This window comes from Psychrobacter fozii, from assembly GCF_003217155.1.
Classification (GTDB): Bacteria; Pseudomonadota; Gammaproteobacteria; order Pseudomonadales; family Moraxellaceae; genus Psychrobacter; species Psychrobacter fozii.
Genome location: NZ_QJSU01000010.1, coordinates 68,926 through 86,991 on the forward strand (window position 1 = coordinate 68,926; position 18,066 = coordinate 86,991).

At 43.6% G+C, this 18,066-nt stretch carries 15 protein-coding genes; 7 read left to right on the forward strand and 8 right to left on the reverse strand.

The features are described 5' to 3' along the window. Nucleotides 1–76: 76 nt before the first annotated feature. A complete protein-coding gene (locus DFP82_RS12505) occupies nt 77–832 on the reverse strand; it encodes a TSUP family transporter (protein WP_110924051.1) in 756 nt (251 codons plus the stop codon). Between the two features lie 473 nt (nt 833–1,305). Between DFP82_RS12505 and nhaA the strand changes: the two genes are divergently transcribed. The 3 genes from nhaA to DFP82_RS12520 all read left to right on the forward strand — a co-directional run bounded on the left by nhaA (nt 1,306) and on the right by DFP82_RS12520 (nt 4,539). Continuing rightward, nucleotides 1,306–2,508, forward strand: coding sequence for a Na+/H+ antiporter NhaA (nhaA, locus tag DFP82_RS12510; protein ID WP_110924052.1), 1,203 nt, complete (start codon nt 1,306–1,308; stop codon nt 2,506–2,508). A gap of 64 nt (nt 2,509–2,572) precedes the next feature. After that, nucleotides 2,573–3,157, forward strand: coding sequence for a DUF2799 domain-containing protein (locus tag DFP82_RS12515; RefSeq protein WP_110924053.1), 585 nt, complete (start codon nt 2,573–2,575; stop codon nt 3,155–3,157). A 41-nt stretch (nt 3,158–3,198) separates the two neighbouring features. Continuing rightward, a complete protein-coding gene (locus DFP82_RS12520; protein WP_110924054.1) occupies nt 3,199–4,539 on the forward strand; it encodes an oxygenase MpaB family protein in 1,341 nt (446 codons plus the stop codon). A gap of 203 nt (nt 4,540–4,742) precedes the next feature. On the opposite strand, the gene DFP82_RS12525 is transcribed toward DFP82_RS12520, so the two are convergent. Beyond that, a complete protein-coding gene (locus DFP82_RS12525; RefSeq protein ID WP_110924055.1) occupies nt 4,743–5,480 on the reverse strand; it encodes an NUDIX hydrolase in 738 nt (245 codons plus the stop codon). 486 nt (nt 5,481–5,966) lie between these two features. Here DFP82_RS12525 and DFP82_RS12530 point away from each other — a divergent pair, with 486 nt between their 5' ends. Continuing rightward, nucleotides 5,967–6,530, forward strand: a complete 564-nt coding sequence (locus DFP82_RS12530) for an NUDIX hydrolase (protein ID WP_110924056.1) — start codon at nt 5,967–5,969, stop codon at nt 6,528–6,530. A gap of 122 nt (nt 6,531–6,652) precedes the next feature. Here the strand turns inward: DFP82_RS12530 and DFP82_RS12535 are convergent, their stop codons facing one another. Together DFP82_RS12535 and DFP82_RS12540 are read right to left on the reverse strand one after the other, a co-directional pair. Continuing rightward, the gene (locus tag DFP82_RS12535; protein WP_110924057.1) at nt 6,653–8,032 is read right to left on the reverse strand and encodes a serpin family protein; all 1,380 of its coding nucleotides are present in this window, start codon (nt 8,030–8,032) and stop codon (nt 6,653–6,655) included. A gap of 188 nt (nt 8,033–8,220) precedes the next feature. Then, nucleotides 8,221–11,313 (reverse strand): insulinase family protein, encoded by a 3,093-nt coding sequence (locus tag DFP82_RS12540; RefSeq protein ID WP_110924058.1) that lies wholly within the window; start codon nt 11,311–11,313, stop codon nt 8,221–8,223. 592 nt (nt 11,314–11,905) lie between these two features. On the opposite strand from DFP82_RS12540, the gene DFP82_RS12550 reads away from it, so the two are divergent. Both DFP82_RS12550 and DFP82_RS12555 read left to right on the forward strand, forming a co-directional pair. Then, nucleotides 11,906–12,367 (forward strand): universal stress protein, encoded by a 462-nt coding sequence (locus tag DFP82_RS12550; RefSeq protein WP_110924060.1) that lies wholly within the window; start codon nt 11,906–11,908, stop codon nt 12,365–12,367. A gap of 90 nt (nt 12,368–12,457) precedes the next feature. After that, on the forward strand, nt 12,458–12,919 hold the full coding sequence (locus DFP82_RS12555; protein WP_110924061.1) for a universal stress protein: 462 nt from the start codon (nt 12,458–12,460) through the stop codon (nt 12,917–12,919). A 129-nt stretch (nt 12,920–13,048) separates the two neighbouring features. On the opposite strand, the gene DFP82_RS12560 is transcribed toward DFP82_RS12555, so the two are convergent. Beyond that, nucleotides 13,049–13,984, reverse strand: coding sequence for a LysR substrate-binding domain-containing protein (locus DFP82_RS12560; RefSeq protein WP_110924062.1), 936 nt, complete (start codon nt 13,982–13,984; stop codon nt 13,049–13,051). 222 nt (nt 13,985–14,206) lie between these two features. On the opposite strand from DFP82_RS12560, the gene DFP82_RS12565 reads away from it, so the two are divergent. Further along, complete coding sequence (locus DFP82_RS12565) at nt 14,207–15,292, forward strand: YeiH family protein (protein ID WP_110924063.1); 1,086 nt, start codon at nt 14,207–14,209, stop codon at nt 15,290–15,292. 245 nt (nt 15,293–15,537) lie between these two features. Here DFP82_RS12565 and DFP82_RS12570 read toward each other — a convergent pair whose 3' ends face one another. The 3 genes from DFP82_RS12570 to DFP82_RS12580 form a co-directional block, all read right to left on the reverse strand. Beyond that, nucleotides 15,538–15,747, reverse strand: coding sequence for a cold-shock protein (locus DFP82_RS12570; RefSeq protein WP_010201661.1), 210 nt, complete (start codon nt 15,745–15,747; stop codon nt 15,538–15,540). A gap of 245 nt (nt 15,748–15,992) precedes the next feature. Further along, nucleotides 15,993–16,415 (reverse strand): YbaN family protein, encoded by a 423-nt coding sequence (locus DFP82_RS12575; protein ID WP_110924064.1) that lies wholly within the window; start codon nt 16,413–16,415, stop codon nt 15,993–15,995. A gap of 233 nt (nt 16,416–16,648) precedes the next feature. Beyond that, nucleotides 16,649–17,950: a VWA domain-containing protein gene (locus tag DFP82_RS12580; RefSeq protein ID WP_110924065.1), complete on the reverse strand. Its 1,302-nt coding sequence runs from the start codon at nt 17,948–17,950 to the stop codon at nt 16,649–16,651. Between the last annotated feature and the right edge of the window lie 116 nt (nt 17,951–18,066).

The window sequence follows — 18,066 nt, forward strand, 5'->3', positions numbered from 1 at the left end:
CGTCCATAAAATAAAAACCTCAGTCAAAATTGGCTGAGGTTTTTTATAATCAATAACCAGTAAAACCAACAACTAATTAGCCAAATACGTATTTAGTAATCATCGCCAAACACACCACCACAATCATCGGACGAATCAGCTTACTACCGCCCTTGACTACCATATGAGAGCCAAAGTACGCCCCTATTGTTTGTCCAACCATCATCGCCAGCCCTACTTTCCACAAGACATTACCGCCTATGATAAAAAAGATTAACGAGCCTACATTGGTAGATAGGTTCAATACTTTTGCGGCGCCTGTCGCTTCTATAATCTGGCGACCGCGCAATGCCACATTACCAAGCGCAAAAAACATACCAGTGCCTGGCCCAATATAGCCATCATAAAAACCAATGATTGGTGCAACGACTTTTTGCCATTTACTTTCGGATATGCGTGGTGCTGCCTCTACTTCACCCAGTCTAGGTGCAAACAATGTATAGATACCAATAGCGGCAATCAAAAACGGAATCAGCTTTTCGAGCAAATCCGGTGGCGACATCTGAACGGCAATCGTACCGATAACGGAACCAATAAAAGCAGCAATAATGCCCACCTTTATGCGTTGTGGCTTTACGACACCTTTTCGAATCATCGTAATAGACGCTGCAAGCGCACCTGATGCAGCTTGTAGCTTATTGGTACCTAGCGTGAGTACTGGTGGGATATTAGCAAGCAACATGGCTGGTATGGTCAGTAAACCGCCGCCACCCGCGATGGCATCAATAAACCCTGCCAACGCTGCCACAGCCGTAAGCATTAAAATGACTTCTAATGAAAGTGATAAGTCCATGACTCTGACCTGCAAAATTTATAATAAAAAAAGAAAGCCCTAAAAATCGGCTTTGGAAGTTAGATTTAAAATACTGCTATGAGCATTGCTATTAAAGTTGCTGTTGAAGTAGCTTTTAGGGTAGCTATTGATTTTACTAATGTCGCTCATTATAGAGATAAAGGGCTAAAAAAAACCAAAAACATGGCAAAGTCTGTTAAATTTGTCTAACCACTTACCAAATACGCAAGATAAAAACAGTCTGACTAAAGATTGTATCGACTGGCTGTATTTTTATCTATGACCTCAAATTTGTCGCATCGCTATTACTAATATGCTGAGCTAATAGTTTTTGATTGACGTATTTTGTTGTGTATATTAATAAGAGTATGAGAAACTGTTCTTGTCTGGCTACTATATCGTTGAGAGCAGTAGTATAGATATTTGAAGTTATTGAACTATTTAGTAAATTGTATTTAGCAAATGAGGATGATATGGCAATACGAAGGATTAAGGCGTTTTTTGAGTTTGAGGCGGCAGGTGGTATCGTCTTAGCATTGGCTGCGATTGCTGCAATGATTATTGCTAACTCCCCTCTTAATACGTGGTATGAAGGCTTTATCCATGCCCCTGTTGCTATCCAAATCGGTGAATTTGCTATCGCTAAAGACGCACATCACTGGATCAACGATGGTCTAATGGCGATTTTCTTTTTCTTAGTTGGCCTTGAGCTCAAACGCGAAGTCTTAATTGGCGAGCTATCTAACGTCAAACAAATCATACTACCCGCTGGTGCGGCATTGGGCGGCATGATTGCCCCCGCTATCGTTTACCTACTCTTTAACTATAATGAGCCTGAGTTTTGGAAAGGATGGGCGATTCCTGCGGCCACTGATATTGCATTTGCGCTTGGTATCTTAAGCTTACTAGGTAACCGCGTTCCCAACTCCCTAAAAGTATTCTTAGTATCGATTGCTATCTTTGATGATATCGGTGCGATTTTGATTATCGCTTTATTTTATACCAGCGATTTGTCCTTACAGTCATTGGCATTAGCAGCGTTATGTCTGCCTTTCCTATATATCCTTAATCGCCGCAATGTCACTAGTATCACGCCTTATCTACTCATCGGTGTGATTATGTGGGTCGCCGTACTCAAGTCTGGTATTCATGCTACCTTGGCTGGTGTGGTTTTAGCACTGTTTATTCCTATGTTTGACCGTACGGATCCTGAGCACTCTCCGCTTGAGGAGTTAGAGCATGATCTACACAATACCGTTGCATTTGGTATCTTGCCATTGTTTGCATTTGCCAACTCAGGCATATCACTCAAAGGTGCAGGATTGGCAGAATTGTTCCATTCTGTCCCGCTAGGTATCGCTGCTGGTCTATTCATCGGTAAGCAAGTTGGCGTCATGGTCATGTGCTGGTTAATCTTTAAACTTGGTATCTCAACGATGCCTAGAGGCATGAACTACAAGCAGGTTTACGGTGCTGCTTTACTATGCGGTGTGGGCTTTACCATGAGCTTATTCATCGGTGGCTTAGCATTCGCTGGCGAAACTGCGCTGTTCGATGAGCGCTTAGGTATTATCATGGGTTCAATCGTCTCTGGTGTGGCAGGTTACTTAATGCTCAAAGTCAGCTTGAAAGACAATGTAAGTGGTACGTCAGTTGATTTGACTCGTCCGCATTGATAATAAGGCAAGCCACTTATTTGCTATATCGCTCATAAGTGGCTCATCGCTATAGGAGACAAGGATGCGACGGTTTATACAGCGACTCTCGTCAAGTATGGCTATCATCGGTAGCATTTCTCTACTATCAGGATGTGCCACTCTCTCTAAGCAAGAATGCCTCATCGGCGACTGGCAAGCTATCGGCTATAATGATGGCGTTGCAGGCTATCAATCAGACCGCTTAGCATCACATGCCAAAGCCTGTGCCAAGGCCAGTGTGGCTCCTGACTATCAAGCATGGGAGCGTGGTCGCCAGTTAGGGCTCAAACAATACTGCATCACTGACAATGCCTATAACCTTGGCAGACGCGGACGCAAGCTCAATAATGTCTGTCCAGTCGCCATAGCGAGTACGCTACAACAAGCCAATCAGCGTGGTTTAGAGTACTATAATCTAGAGAATCAACTAGATAGTGACAAAAGACTGTTAGAAGAGTACCAAGAAGAATTCGATAAATTGGAAGGTGGTGCGATGCTAGGCTTTGCCAACGAAAAAGAAGCGCGTGCACGTTTACTATTACTCGCTGATGAGCGACGCCAAATCAAACGTCGTATCGATGACAGGCAAAGGCAATTGGACTCATTAAATCAGAACAATGGACATTAGGGCGTGCTGAGAAAGTCCAACCATAACGGCACTTGATAAATATGGATTCAATCGACATCAATAAAACAGCAACTGATAGCACCTTACCCCACAAGCAGCCGTCAGTAGAGTCTTATCTACGTCATGGGCGTACCACTGCGATAGATGACCACAGCGACCTACAAGTCCTAAAACGCATCAAACGCTATTTATTACCCAAAAACTTTGTCATCTCACAAGACTTATTAGATGAAATAGTCGCAGGATACGATATTGGCGACCCGCTAGCAGATGCATTGGCTAATGATGGTATCCGTTTTGCAAAGCCATTACAGCAACTAATCATCGATGGAAAAGTAGATAGTGACCTTACACAAAACACCTCATTCAATACGTTAACAGCGCAGTTTGGCAGCCATCCTGATTGGTTCGATCCCAAACTGGCGCAAATTGGTGCGGTCGCCTATCGCCGTTATCCACTCATGCTCATTTGGCTATTGCGTAATGTCGCATTGATGGCAGGCTATAGCATCCCTGCTCTGTCTTTGCCACTGATTCAGACTGGCGCATTGATGCACGATGCCCTACCGCGCTTGATGCGCACCTATGCTTATATCTTGGCTGTCTCTGAACATCCTCAGTCGAGCATGAGCAATGACCAAAAACCTATTGATGAAGTGCTAGCTATTGGCTCTGAAGGCTGGCGACAGTCTATCAAGGTGCGTCAAATTCATACCTTAGTACGTCAAAACCTGCTGAAAGGTAAAGGCAATGCTGCCACTGGCGTCATAGCAGAGGTAGATCAGCACCGTAATCCTGATGGCAGCTGGAATACTGACTATTGGGGCATTCCGATCAATCAAACCGATATGATTGCTACGCATTTACAGTTCTCATTATTGATTATGCGCGGATTGCGATTGCTAGGTGCACGCATCAGCACCGAGGAAGCGGAGGGGATTTTGCATTTATGGAATCTGGCCAGCTACTGGATGGGCGTTGATTTGGATCGGTTGCCAAAAGACGAGGCAGCCTGTTGGGAGTGGCTCTATACCTACCTTTCCATCCAACAGCTTGATTTTAAGATGGGACAACCACTGGCAAAAGCGCTACATGACTTACCACGCCAGCTTATGGGCGAAGACAATAGACGTGGACGCTTCGTTGAAATGGTCAATGCCAGCGTGACACGTACGTTAGTTGGCGATGATATTGGTGATGGGCTAGATTTACCGAAATCTAAGATACGTTTTGGCGTCTTGTCTTCAGTTCCTATTCTTTTTGCGCTCGATACCGCACGACAGCACAATCAGAGTGTTGCTAAAAAACTAGAAGCATTCCGATTTAAACGACAAGATAATATGAATTGGTGGCTAAAGAAAAACGATGACTACTATAAATAATCATAATATATAGTCAAAGAACTCTAAAATGGGTACAAGGCAGCCGACTGCAGATTGTACATCTAAAAAGGGTAACGCCGTAGCGGTTTAGCAGTTCGCTGACTATAGTCAGTTCAATATAATTTGGATACAAGGAAGACGAGTGAAAGTACAGCTAGTAGGCTAAGTGAGACTGACACCGTAGCCAATTTATAAAAGATTGACTATAACCGCGTGTCTTGTATACGGTAGTACCATTCAAGCTGTCGATCAAAGCCCGTCTCTAATAAGCTGGCAATCACTCGACCTGTCAGACCCCATACCGTCTCACCATCCACTTGCCAGCTGGGCGTGAGAATGGTCGCCTTTTCATCTTGCATCGCATATTCTACAGCGTACTCCACAGTAGGCTGAGTGACTAACGACTCAAAATCTGCCCAAAAAATACGTGAGATTTCTCCAGGTTCTGGTACCAATATTAAATCGGGCGCAATGAGCGCAACGATAGGTCTGACACTCATGCCACTTTTAGAGGTCTGGATAGGCAGTTGGCCGAGCAGCTGTACTTTATTAGGCGGTAGCGCCGTCTCTTCACATGCTTCACGTAAGGCAGTGACCACATTATTGCCGTCGCCCCTTTCATGCTTACCACCTGCACAGGACACTTCGCCCGCATGACTGTTCATGTGCGCAGCCCGAAGCGTCAGTAGCAACTTAGGGTGACGCTCATGAGTAATGGCTACCAATACTGAGGCATCCGCAATCGGTGTTTGATACAAGCTGTCTAAAAGACGAGCACTGTGAGAACGCTGATAAGAGTCAGGCACTATTGAACCAGTAACGGTATTTAAAGTTTCACGTTGCACCCGCTCAGCCAGCTTTCTGAGCGTGGGATAACGAATAAAGGTTGGCACAGCGACTGAAAATTCATCCAAACTCACAGACTGTGGGGGAAGTAACATTGTAATCGCCCTATATTTTTATCAGTATTCATAATCATTACGAGAAGGTTATCTCTTTTAAGATATTAGCGCAGTATACCCTATCACTGCACATGCTTTATGTGACCGCGACTCCTTATCTAGTGCACTCGCAAGTACAGAGTAAGCGTATCAAAATTAATCAGCGGCAAACGGTCTGTTTTTGCGAGCACTGCTCGTACGACAAAATTTGTGGTATCTTAGACTGAAGCATGACGACTATGGCAAGTCTAAACAGTTTAAATAAAAGACAGCCAAATGCTAAAAGTGGTCAAAGCGATGTGGTTAAAGCCATGATCTAACCAATATAAAATGGTTTGGCTATAAATGGTTTAACCATAAACGGCTTGGCCATAAATGAAAACAAGATGGGCTATCAGCCTACAATAAGAATGATAATTCTTAAAATAATGACATCTTTTTCTTATCTATTTTTTATCCCTACTATCATTATACAAGGCAGTTGATATGAGCTATTGTCTCCAATGCGGTCATAAAGCAGAACGAAAGATACCACCCACAGATAATATACCGCGCTTAGTATGCCCAAACTGCAACTATATTCATTACGAAAACCCAAAGGTTATTTGTGGTTCACTTGTCGTACATAAAAACCGAGTGTTGCTATGTCGCCGTGCCATTGAGCCTCAATACGGCTTATGGACTTTACCAGCAGGTTTTATGGAAAATGGGGAAACCATGGCAGAGGGTGCTGCACGTGAAAGCTATGAAGAGGCTGAAGCGGTCGTTATCAATCCACACTTATATTGCTTATATGATATTCCAGATATCGGGCAAATATACTCTATTTATTTAGCTGACCTTAAAGACGGTGCTTATGGGATTGGATCTGAAAGCCTTGACTCTGCTTTGTTTGCCGAAGAAGATATTCCATGGGATAAACTGGCCTTTGAAGCGATACGTCGTACTCTAAAAAGCTATTTTGAAGACCGTAAAAATTTCGATAACCATGCTGACTTTCCTATACATCAAGATCATATCGGCAAAGATCAAAGTATCAAACGTTTTTAAACGTCGGCTCAACGACCAGTCTTTCTGTTAAAAAACCGCTATCTCGAATAGAAATAGCGGCTCTTTTTTATGTTGAAAACTGGAGGATATAGGCTTAATTCAAATAGTTATTTGATACAACATCAGTCACTAGACGGCTTGACCATCTGCCCCAAAAATAAAATAGCGTTGGTTGGTTTATGATAAATCATATAAATGAACGGATGATCTGCCTTAAACACAATGGGAATGATAGGTTCCTGCTCTTCTTCAGCTGAAGCAGCCATGTCCATCACTGTGGTGGCTGCTGCTGCCTCTGTTCCCAATTCATCCACTTCTATCACGGCCTGATGGACAACTTTATCAAATACCAGTGGCGAAATTTCGTGATACCCTGAAAAATCAGCAGCAGGTAAAAAAGCCGTTGGCATGCCCATCGTCATTAGCTTATCAGCCAATTCTTCATCTCTTACATTCATTTTAAATTTGGGCAGATATAAATTGATATCCTCGTAATCAGACTTTGCTTGCCATGATGTTATTTTTTCAGTCGTTAACGATGCCATCAACTGCTGTAAGCCTTGCTTATCGGCTATTTTGGGCAGTATCACCATCATCGATATCTCTTTCCCTACGTAGGGCAAATCGATGACCTGTGCTTGCTTATCTTCCACGTATTGGAATCCATTGTACTGATGCATCATATCTACCATCGGCGCACTGGTAGCGCTACCTGTCATCTGGAACGTCTCAAATGGCATCGACTCAGTGCTACCATCATAAAACTCATGGTACCAAGCCCCTTTAAAATAAAGGGCATTGGTCAACACACTGCGTGTTGCCTCATCAACGCCATTGATCGGTATAATCTGTGGGATAAGATCATGAGTCTGTTTAGCAATCGCGCGATTGATGGTTGTTCTTGCCGACTCTGGATCGTACATAAAATCTACTGGATTAACTTCTGCCTGTAAATAACGATTTATACTATCTAAGTAAGTTGGATTTGGATCCAATCCTTGCTGCACCCATAATCCATTAGTACTAGACAGCATGTAGTCTACATTAGGTCGGTTTAGTTGATTGTAAAGTGCTGCAGCATTAGGCAGCATCTGATCTATAGCTGAATAATCAAAAACTTGCTGTATTTCATCGTAGGTATCGCCTTTAGCACCTACATATCCAAGTGCCATGGCTGAAGATATGCTGTAAGGAGAAAATACAAGGTTGTCTAATGTGTCCTCTTTCGTTAACTGGTGATACATCTTGATCGCAAAGTTATTATTAGCGGTCGCAATACGTTGGATGCCCTCTGCTGTGGCTGCTGACTCATCCGCTGGCGTAAACTCCTTTTGTAAATAAGCCGATGCACTTTCTGTCTCATCCTCTATAAAGACATCATCTTCGATAGCCGCTTCGGTGGCTGACACCGTAGATGTATATGATGCATCACAACCTGTCATTAATAGTGCCAGTATTGACACAGGTACGCTTGCCCAACGGATAGCTTTATAAAACCTCATTATATTCCTTATACTTTAGGGCGTATCTTCAATTCATTCGTTAGTCATCTAAATGGGCTAAAAATAGCCCCATCTTAAATTATTTGCAGACAAAATAAAAGCAGACAATATTTTAGTATTGTCTGCTTATTTAATGATCACTATAAAATCTGGCTTTTATTTAAAGATTTCTTATATAAAAAGCGATATTAGCTCTTTATTTTACAAACGTTAAAGCCAAGATTTTTAACAGCTTCTTCTTTATCATAAGGCGCTAATACTGCACGTACATGCTCCTGGCCTTGCAGATATTGCTTGGCAACGCGCTGTAAATCAGCAACCGTCACTGCCAATATTGACGCGCGCATTTTACGCTGCCACTCAACACCGCGATGATGTAAATCAGCGAAGCATGCTTTGACAGCCTCGCCAGCTGGAGAGCCTGGCTTATCCATACCTGAGATAATACCCAATATAGCTTCTTCTAACTGCTCGTCGGTCTGAGGTTCATTCAACAACCACTCGATACTAGCATCAAAGTGAGCAAAGGTCTCAGCACACTGCGGATCACGGTAGCTAAAGAACTTAAACGCACATGCATTGGCATCATAACCAGCACCACCACCATAAGCACCACCACGCTCACGAATGGCACTATGTAGATAGCCATTACGTAAATAAGGCGCCAATACCATCAATGCTGCCGTGTCAGGATGGTCGGCTGCTGGAACGGTATAAGCACTGGCATTATGATAGACGTTGGTTGGTACTAGCCAAGCCAAATCCTCAACATCGAGCACGTCGTTTTTAACATCGTCGCCACTCTCTAACGCTTTAACCGTATCAGTCACACCATTCAGCGCTGTATCAAGTTGCAAATCTGCAAACTCGTTCGGGATACTGTCTTCAATGCTATTCTCAGAACTGCGGATCTGCTCGGCAATCTTTGGCGCTTGGCTGTCTTTCCAACTATCGACAATCAAGCCGCTTAAGCGTTCGCTTTGCTCAGCTTCACAGATGATAACGGCGTGCTTAGGTAAGCTGATCAAGCGTTGATGTAAATCCATCAAGCTAGTGGCCAATTTATCCCACTGGGCATCATCCGTACTGGCATGCGTTAAGAAGTCCTTTAGCGCATTCAATGCTGGCAGACCGCTGCGCACATATTCTAACTGTGCTTGACGACTCATACCACGACTAGCAGTTTGCATGGCATAAGAATGCCCAGAACCTGCAAGGTTTGACTGCCAACCTGCCTGACGCTGCTGCAAGATTTCTTTGATACGGTCATGCTCAGAAAAGATACTGTGTTCCATGACTTCTTTGAGCAAATCAATCGCTTCAGGCTTGCGATTGAGCGCACGCGTTGCCACAACGAAATAGCTGCTAATCGCTTGGCTATCATCGACATTGGTACGTTGGCTGATACGAGCCGTGACCCCTGATGAATGCGCCGCTTGCTTCGCTTGCATTTCATGAGCACTGAGCGTGTCCGTACCTAACTCTGACAATAAGCTTAAATAGATAGGCAGCAATGGATGATTAATCACGTCATTGACTGGTAGCGCATCTGCGTTCGCATTACCAATCGCATCGGTCAGCGGTATGATGACTTGATAGTAATAAATACCGTTGGTACCTGCTTCATATTCAAATAAAGTACTGTCTTGCCCGCTTAAACGCACCTGCTTTTGCGTGCCTTGTTTAAAGCTAATATCCGTTGGTACGTCTTCTAAACCAACTTTTGGCAATAAGCTTAAATCATCAGGTGCCGCTTGGCGTGCTGCTAAATCTAAGGCTTGTTGCTTCAAAACAGCTTTATCATCAGCAGTCAAATCCATCGCGATAGTATCTAGACGCGTCTGCTCAGCTGCTGCCAAACGTGCTGTTTTTTCGCTATCAGGGGTCATCGTTACGCGTACACGATGCTGATTGTCTAACAGATGGGTTTTGATTAAATTCGGTAGCCATTGCGCATCTTTTACTTGCTCGCGCAGCCATTGTAAATGCTCATCAACTTCCCACACATCGATAGGATTACCATCATGAATCGCCGTACTAAACCCTTCTAACATCAAGTTCAGACCATAAGGAATGCTATCACCGCCGATATGACGCTGATCAATCTCGATCTGGTGCAAAATAGTTTCGATGGTTTCGTCATCGACTGGCGAGCTGGCAACTTCTGTGAGCAAATCAAGAATACCCTGTTCTACCGCTTCGGCATGCTCAGGGTTCGAACCGCGTAGACCCGTATAAAAAACCATCTCGTAATGACTGTCATCGAGTCCCAATAGCGGACTTGGCGCTTTACCCAGTGGATGGCTGTCAAGATAGGCACGCAGCGGCGAGCCAGCATGTTCAACCAATACGCCTTCTAATAGACGTAATGCCAAACGCTGCTTGGGATCAGTAATCGATGGTAATAACCATGCCACGACATGATGGGTTTGATCAGGGCCAGCTTCGTCAGCCGTATAAGTATCTACCGCACTAACAGGCGCAGACAAACGCTGCTCTGGACGCGATACGTGCTTTTTGCCCGCTTCAAATTGAGTCAAGGCATCGTCATGAATTTTGGCTTGCGTTTCAGCGACCGGAATATTACCAAAGCTCATAATCACACTGTTTGATGGGTGATAATGGCTCTGATGAAACTCAACCAGTTCAGTATGCGTCAAATCAGGAATATCCGCAGGATCGCCGCCTGAATTATAGTGATACGTCGTCGTTGGGAACAAATGATGAGCGACCGTATGATACAACTGGTCAATCTCACCGCTCATTGCGCCCTTCATCTCGTTAAAGACAATACCTTTGAATTGTGGCTTGTCATTTTCATCTAACTCAACACGAATGCCCTCTTGAGCAAAGTCGAGCGGATGAATATTAGGGAAAAACGAGGCATCAAGATAGACAGCAAGCAAGTTGAAATAGTCGTTTTTGTTTTGCGTTGCATATGGATAAGCCGTCCAATCAGCGGCGGTCATCGCATTCATAAAAGTATTGAGCGAACGTTTAATCATTGAGAAAAACGGATCACGGACAGGGAATTTTTCAGAGCCACATAGCGCCACATGCTCTAACACATGGGCTTCCCCTTTTGAATCCATCGGCTGTGTGCGAAAGCCAACCAAGAAGGCATTTTCGTCACTCGGATGCGCCAAGTGATAATGCATTGCGCCTGTTTTGACGTGTTGGCTTATCAACACGTCCATCGAGAGCGCATCAATATGGCGATGCTCTAGCAGCTCAAATGCAGGATGCAAAGTTAGATCAGCAGTAAATAACGTGTCGGTCATAATTTTCCTTATGGATTGCCCTATTTTATTTAGAATAATATGCTATTTATGACCAAATCTAGCCAGTAGCGATCAAATAAAATCAAGGTAAACAATAAATAACTAGTGAATGTAATACTTATCGTAGGGTCGTTTTTATATGCTATTCATATAAAATATTGTGAGTATTATTGTGATTAACCTATGAGTAATATTCAAATTTAATGGCAGGTATCAATACATCATCTCAAATGACAGCGATACGCCTGTATAAATTAAAAAGAATTTGCCTAACGGAAGTAGATGGGGTTTACACTGTCATAAGTCAAGCCATCCATCTGGCAATAATACAGTCAATTTTCTATAGACTAGTGACAGCATTAACCTTGCTTGAAGTATTCCAAATAAATCGGCACTCGGTTGGCTTGACTCTCTTTTCTATTAAAGCCTGTTTGCCTCAAACCTTTTTGCCTCAGACTTTTATAGTTAAAACCTTTGTGATCAAAATCATACAACAGCACTCAATCATTACCACAATTAAATAATGGATTTAGCCCTTAACAAAGCCAGTCGCCACTGTTACTATGAAGTTAACTATTAATAGGAACATATAATGAGCTACCAACATGTTTTATTAGTCACAGACTTATTGTCCGATGCTGATAAGGTTGCCCTAAAAGCCAAACGCATCCTTGCAGGCTCTCCTGAAGCCAAACTGACAGTCTTGCATATTGTTGAGGATGATATGGTACGCTTTGGGTTTGAGTTGGTGCCTGCCTCTAGTCTGTCAGGTGATGTCGATGGCGAACACTGGCAAGAAGCTCGGGCAAATCTAGCACAGTTCTTAGAGCGCAATGAGCTGAGCGCAGTCGACGCTGAGGTAACTGCCGCCATATCCAATAGCAAAGGCATCGTCAATTACTGCCAAGAAAAAGCTGTCGACTTACTCATTATCGGACGCCACGAGCGACGTGGTATTGCCGCTTGGTTAGTTGGGGCGACTGCAGACAACATACTACCAAACGTGCCTTGCGACAGCCTAGTGGTGAAGCTTGATCAGCCTGTAACACAGTAATCGATTATTCAGAAAAAGATAGCCAACGCTTACTTAACAGCAGCCATGGGTAGTGCTATAGTTAAGATTATCTGCTACGAGGAAAATCTCATGAGTTATCAACATATATTACTGGTTACCGACTTATTATCTGATGCTGACGTGGTCGCCCAAAAGGCCAAACGTATCGTCGATAATCGTCCTGGCTCTAAGTTATCAGTATTACATATTGTCAAAGATACGATGGTTGGTTTTGGCTATGAGCTGGTGCCCGCCTCAAGCTTATACGATGAGATTGATGACGAACGTTGCCAAGAAGCCCGCGCTAAATTGGCAGAATTTTTGGAACGCAACCAGTTAAATGCCGTCAATTCTGAGGTAACCACTGCTATCTCAAACAGCGAAGGTATCGTCAACTACTGTCATAAGCACGAGGTAGATTTATTGGTCATCGGTCGTCACGAACGCCATGGTATTGTCGCTTGGTTGAGCGGTGCCACTGCAGATAACATCTTACCAAACGTGCCTTGTGACAGTTTGGTAGTCAGACTAGATAAACCTGTCTCAAAATAGCTTACGTTTTAAAGTTTAGTTAATGAGATTTAAACTAAGTGGCTTGTATTAAAAATAGCCCTTAATAAAGCGTTTCATAGAAAATTACTATGGAACGCTTTTTATTGTCTGTTTTTAACGCTTTGACCCTTATTCTGATGTCAAAATATCAATAAACGTCTGCCAAATGGGACTCTGATGGCGAGCTTTGTGCCAGACTAGCCACCATGTCCGCGATAGATCGATTCCTGCCACATTCACTTGTACTAGTGTACCTGTTTCCAGCTCTGTCTCAATCACATGCTGCGACAGACAACCCAGTCCAATATCGGCACTGACCATGTTTTTGATGGCTTCTGATTGTTGAATCGCCATAATCACCTCCGCATCGGGTAAATGCTTTAGCAACTGCTCATCGATGATCTGCCGCGTACCTGAGCCTGCCTCTCGCACCAATAATGGTAATCGTGCCAGTTGTTCGATACTAAGCTCGTAGCAATGTTCCACATCATTATAAGCCGCGATATTTACTAGCCACTGGCTGTCACGCTTGGCAAAGATCATTAACGTATCCGTTCGCCATGCTCGCTGCTCAATGGCCTTCATATCTGTCGGACGCGGCATCCCTTCTACTAGGGCAATATCAATGTTGAGTTGCTCAACCTCAGCGACCACTTCTTGAGTATTGGCAATATAAGTGTTCACACTCGCATCTGGCAATGCTTTGTATAACTTAGCCAGCAGCGGTGGCAATACATAGTTGCCTATGGTGGTACTCGCGCCAATATGAATTTGCCCTGCTTGGTGCTTATGATAATGCTCAAGCGTCAATGACTGTCCCAATATCGCTTGCGCTTGCACATAAATGGGATGGGCATTGGGATGCTGATTGAGCCGACGTCCAACGCGCTCAAACAACGGCATTTGCAATCTGGATTCAAGCTCAGTCAGCGCGCTACTGACCGCTGACTGTGATAAATGCAGCTCTTCACCGGCACGGCTGGTGCTGCCTGTCTGATAAATACTCACAAATACCGCCAATTGCTTTAGCGTAATCTTAGGTAGCGTCTGCATCGCTTTTTTCATTAGTTCATGACGCCTTATGTCAGTTTTTAGCCTGTTTTATTCGCTATACCTATCTTGTTTCAATCTCAATATTTTTACTATCAATCTTGAACCATCAGTATTAACCTAAAAAATCGATAGTTTGTATCTTATTAATCTGTTTTTATTATAAATCAGCTTATCTTATACTGTCCATTCATAAACTTATGCTTATTTCGATTAATGACAATAGGACAACCTGTCATGAATGCCTTAACCAAAACAGTGACCAACTATCTCCCAAGCAATCGGCACTTAGCAGGATTGCTCGTGGTGCTGGTCGGTAGCTTATTTTGTTTATGGCTCAATAATGGTCTAGACACTTGGTCGAACGGGCGCATCGTCGGATTATCCTCTTTAACATTAGCGATTTTGCTCGGTATGCTGTTGGGCAATACGGTATACCCTAATTTCGCCGAGCAGCTAAATGCTGGTGTATGCTTTGCCAAAGGTCAAATCTTGCGCTTAGCCATTATGTTTTATGGGTTTAAACTGACGATGACGCAAGTGGCTAGCGTGGGTATGCCAGCAATTATGACCGATGCACTGGTACTGACATCGACCTTTCTATTGACCTATTGGCTGGGTACTAGATGGCTAAAAGTCGATAAAAAAACGACTCTATTGATTGGTTCAGGCGCGAGCATTTGCGGAGCAGCCGCAGTCATTGCTGCAGAGCCAGTGGTCAAAGCAGAAGCTCATAAAGTCACTATCGCTGTGGCAACTGTCGTCGTCTTTGGTACTATTGCGATGCTGCTCTATCCATTTTTGTATCATCTTGGCTGGTTACAGCCTTGGCTAAATGCTCAACAATACGGCATTTACACTGGCTCGACCATACACGAAGTGGCGCAAGTCGTGGTCGCAGGTAACGCGATCAATCCTGAAGTTGGCAATACAGCCGTCGTGACCAAAATGATACGCGTCATGATGCTCGCCCCTTTTCTACTGATTTTATCCTTTGCTTTAACCAAGGGTGACAATGACAGTCATGGCGAGACATTGTCATTTGTAGACCGCATCAAACAAGTCAACGTGCCATGGTTCGCCTTTATTTTTATTCTTATCGTTGTATTGCACACATGGGTGCCGATGTCTGACAGCTTTGAGCGAAGTATGGTCAAGTTTGATGATGTTTTGCTGACGATGGCTATGTTTGCACTAGGATTGACGACTCATCTGAGCGCGATTAAGCAAGCTGGCGTGAAGCCACTCATCTTGGGAGCCATTATGTTTGGCTGGTTAATACTGGGCGGCGGCCTGATTAATATCGCTATCAGCTCTATCTGATAGATTCACTTCTTTAGCGCTACACTAGCTCTAAGCTTTAGTACCCTATTATTCATTACACTCCATAAAAACAAGAATGCCTACAACTATCAAAATAGTATGTAGGCATTTTTGATTCTATATTTTGATGTCAAAGCCATTTGATATTTAACGGCTCCTATCAAATGACAAATGACAGACGAAAAAAAACGAACCCGAAGGTTCGCTTTTCTACATCTATTCATCTATCTGTCTATAAAGACAAATTAGATAGCAACGATGTTATGTGCTTGTGGGCCTTTTTGACCTTGAGTTACAGTGAACTCAACTTCTTGGCCTTCAGCTAAAGTTTTGAAGCCTGAACCAGTGATTTCGCTGTAATGAGCAAAAACGTCTGCGCCAGTTTCTGGAGCGATAAAACCAAAGCCTTTAGCTTCGTTGAACCACTTAACTGTACCTTTTTGAGTATCTGACATATTGATAATCCTACTTTTTAATTTATTAATGGCCTAGTGACCGGTAACGCTTGCAAATAGCTACTGAACGATAAATATTAAAACGAAGGATTATAACTAATACTACGAGGTAATGATTTGGTGCAGAACTGCTCTTAAGCTTGGGCGTATTATAAGGGGAACATCCTGATTTCGCAAGTCTTATCTGAGATTTCGTGTAACTGGAGGCCTTTTTTCGCTGTTTTTTGACCTATTTTCACTGTTTTTTAGGCATTTGGTAATCGGAACAAATACACCGCTACCCCACTACAGACCACCGCTACCGCCCATGCCATCCACATCATATCGGCAGGTAAACGATAAAATAACATAGATGTCGATATTGCCATCATTATCGTGGCTAACCACTTGGCATAGAAAGGTACTGCATGATTATTTTCCCAATCACGGACAAACTTTCCAAAGAACTTATGGTTGATCAGCCAAAAATGAAAACGCCTTGAGCTACGCGCCCAGCACCCTGCCGCCAGCAATATAAATGGCGCGGTGGGCATCACTGGTAGTAACGCCCCCACTATTCCCAATACAAAAAACAGCCAGCCTAACGTCAAAAACAGCCAACGCACGGTAGGGCTCTTCGATTGATTGGTCTTGGGACGGTGATAAAACGTTTTTTTTGATTGAGTCATAGAAGTCATGTTTTTAGACAATACGGCGATAAAGGCAAGCAACTACTGATTTATAAAATAGCTACCTATATAGGTAAGTAAGCATGCAATACCACCGAAAGCGATACAAGACTATTTTTGCGAGGTTTTTGCTATAAATAGGTAGGTTTGGTTAATGATGGGTAAATAAACAACCAAACCTATCTCTTACGTTATCTTTATGGATACCTATCTAGGTATTTATCGACTGGTTATTAGTTACCGCCAGTCACTATGCCTAGCTGCTTGGCTTCTTTGAGCCACATTGGGAACTCTTCTAGCATGTTTTCATACAATGCTTCTTCGCTGATATCATCTAAGTCATCTAGTTCAAAAAAGTCACAATTATCAATCACGCGCCCTGCCATGTCGTCTAGTTTTTTTAGGATGCCATAACCACGACCACCCAAGCCCACGAATTGCCAAAATATCGGTAGTTTCGCCGCTTCCGTCATGACTCTTGTGATACCGCGATTGTCATTCACCCCGCCATCACTGATAAATAGCACGTAGATAGGCACATCTAAGCCGTCCTTTTGGTAAAACTCCGTCACGGCTTTCATGACTTCGGCTTCATTGTTGATGCGCGGGCCAAGTGCCCATTTGCGCCAGCCGCCATGAGCGTTGTCAATGAAACCGTCATAGTTGCTCAGTCCAATCTCGCCCAAATATTGCGGATCTCGGGCAAACGCCCAGCAGTCTAACGCTTGGTCGTCATCGAAGCTCACTGCCAATGGCAATATGCGGTTGACCACTTCTTGCACGCGGCCTTTTTTGTACTGTCTGTTCATTGAGCCTGAGGCGTCTAACACCAACGCTACCTTTGCGGTTAATTGCTGCAATTGGCGTTTTTCAAGCGATATCGTGGCTTTTTTGGCCAGATTGACCAGTTTTGGGGCTTTGTCTAGCATGACCTTCTCTAACGACAGTTTTGTTTGAACTGGCGTGACGGTCGCCTCTGCTGCTGTAGAATTACCCTCTTCTACATCGCCACCGAAATGCTGCACGATGGCGGCCAGTCCACCATTAAAGCCTTGCGCGACGTTAGATACTCGCCAAACGCCACTTTTACGGTAAAGTTGCATCAGCATACTGGCTTGCTGCTGGGCAAAGTCTGCCGCTTGATATTCTGCTTGTGCTTTTTGCGACTGCTGCCAAATGCCAATCTCTAACGATTGAATTTGATTCAGCGGTGTGTCGGCTGATAATACAAAAAACAAGCTGTCTATATTCGCAGCCAGTTTGGATAAATTAACTTCAAACTCGGCTTGGATACCTTTATTCGCCGTTGGCTTTGACTCGCAATGGGTGAGCTTGATTTGCCCGCAAGGTGAAGTTGGCTGATTGTAAAACACCATGTAATCATCATTGATCAGCTTGCCCGCTGCATCTAAGGCAAAGCAGCTAATGTCCATCTCTATTGGGCTTTGACGAGTGAACTTAAGCGTGATGGGTGCGGTATCGTCAATAGCAAGGTTGTTTAGAGGCGCGCGTTGTCCGACGGTGAGATGGTTCATGGTATTCCTTATGTTAGATTTCTATTCCTTTAAAGATAATAGACTAATTACTGATATTAAAAAACCGCTACAGTTTTGCTGTGGCGGTTTACACTAAAAACTTAGAAAGTAGTAAT

What these genes read in the sequence shown, in the direction of transcription:
- DFP82_RS12505 (WP_110924051.1), bottom strand. Translation starts at nt 832, where the DNA reads ATGGACTTATCACTTTCATTAGAAGTCATTTTAATGCTTACGGCTGTG.
- nhaA (WP_110924052.1), top strand. Translation starts at nt 1,306, where the DNA reads ATGGCAATACGAAGGATTAAGGCGTTTTTTGAGTTTGAGGCGGCAGGT.
- DFP82_RS12515 (WP_110924053.1), top strand. Translation starts at nt 2,573, where the DNA reads ATGCGACGGTTTATACAGCGACTCTCGTCAAGTATGGCTATCATCGGT.
- DFP82_RS12520 (WP_110924054.1), top strand. Translation starts at nt 3,199, where the DNA reads ATGGATTCAATCGACATCAATAAAACAGCAACTGATAGCACCTTACCC.
- DFP82_RS12525 (WP_110924055.1), bottom strand. Translation starts at nt 5,480, where the DNA reads ATGTTACTTCCCCCACAGTCTGTGAGTTTGGATGAATTTTCAGTCGCT.
- DFP82_RS12530 (WP_110924056.1), top strand. Translation starts at nt 5,967, where the DNA reads ATGAGCTATTGTCTCCAATGCGGTCATAAAGCAGAACGAAAGATACCA.
- DFP82_RS12535 (WP_110924057.1), bottom strand. Translation starts at nt 8,032, where the DNA reads ATGAGGTTTTATAAAGCTATCCGTTGGGCAAGCGTACCTGTGTCAATA.
- DFP82_RS12540 (WP_110924058.1), bottom strand. Translation starts at nt 11,313, where the DNA reads ATGACCGACACGTTATTTACTGCTGATCTAACTTTGCATCCTGCATTT.
- DFP82_RS12550 (WP_110924060.1), top strand. Translation starts at nt 11,906, where the DNA reads ATGAGCTACCAACATGTTTTATTAGTCACAGACTTATTGTCCGATGCT.
- DFP82_RS12555 (WP_110924061.1), top strand. Translation starts at nt 12,458, where the DNA reads ATGAGTTATCAACATATATTACTGGTTACCGACTTATTATCTGATGCT.
- DFP82_RS12560 (WP_110924062.1), bottom strand. Translation starts at nt 13,984, where the DNA reads ATGAAAAAAGCGATGCAGACGCTACCTAAGATTACGCTAAAGCAATTG.
- DFP82_RS12565 (WP_110924063.1), top strand. Translation starts at nt 14,207, where the DNA reads ATGAATGCCTTAACCAAAACAGTGACCAACTATCTCCCAAGCAATCGG.
- DFP82_RS12570 (WP_010201661.1), bottom strand. Translation starts at nt 15,747, where the DNA reads ATGTCAGATACTCAAAAAGGTACAGTTAAGTGGTTCAACGAAGCTAAA.
- DFP82_RS12575 (WP_110924064.1), bottom strand. Translation starts at nt 16,415, where the DNA reads ATGACTCAATCAAAAAAAACGTTTTATCACCGTCCCAAGACCAATCAA.
- DFP82_RS12580 (WP_110924065.1), bottom strand. Translation starts at nt 17,950, where the DNA reads ATGAACCATCTCACCGTCGGACAACGCGCGCCTCTAAACAACCTTGCT.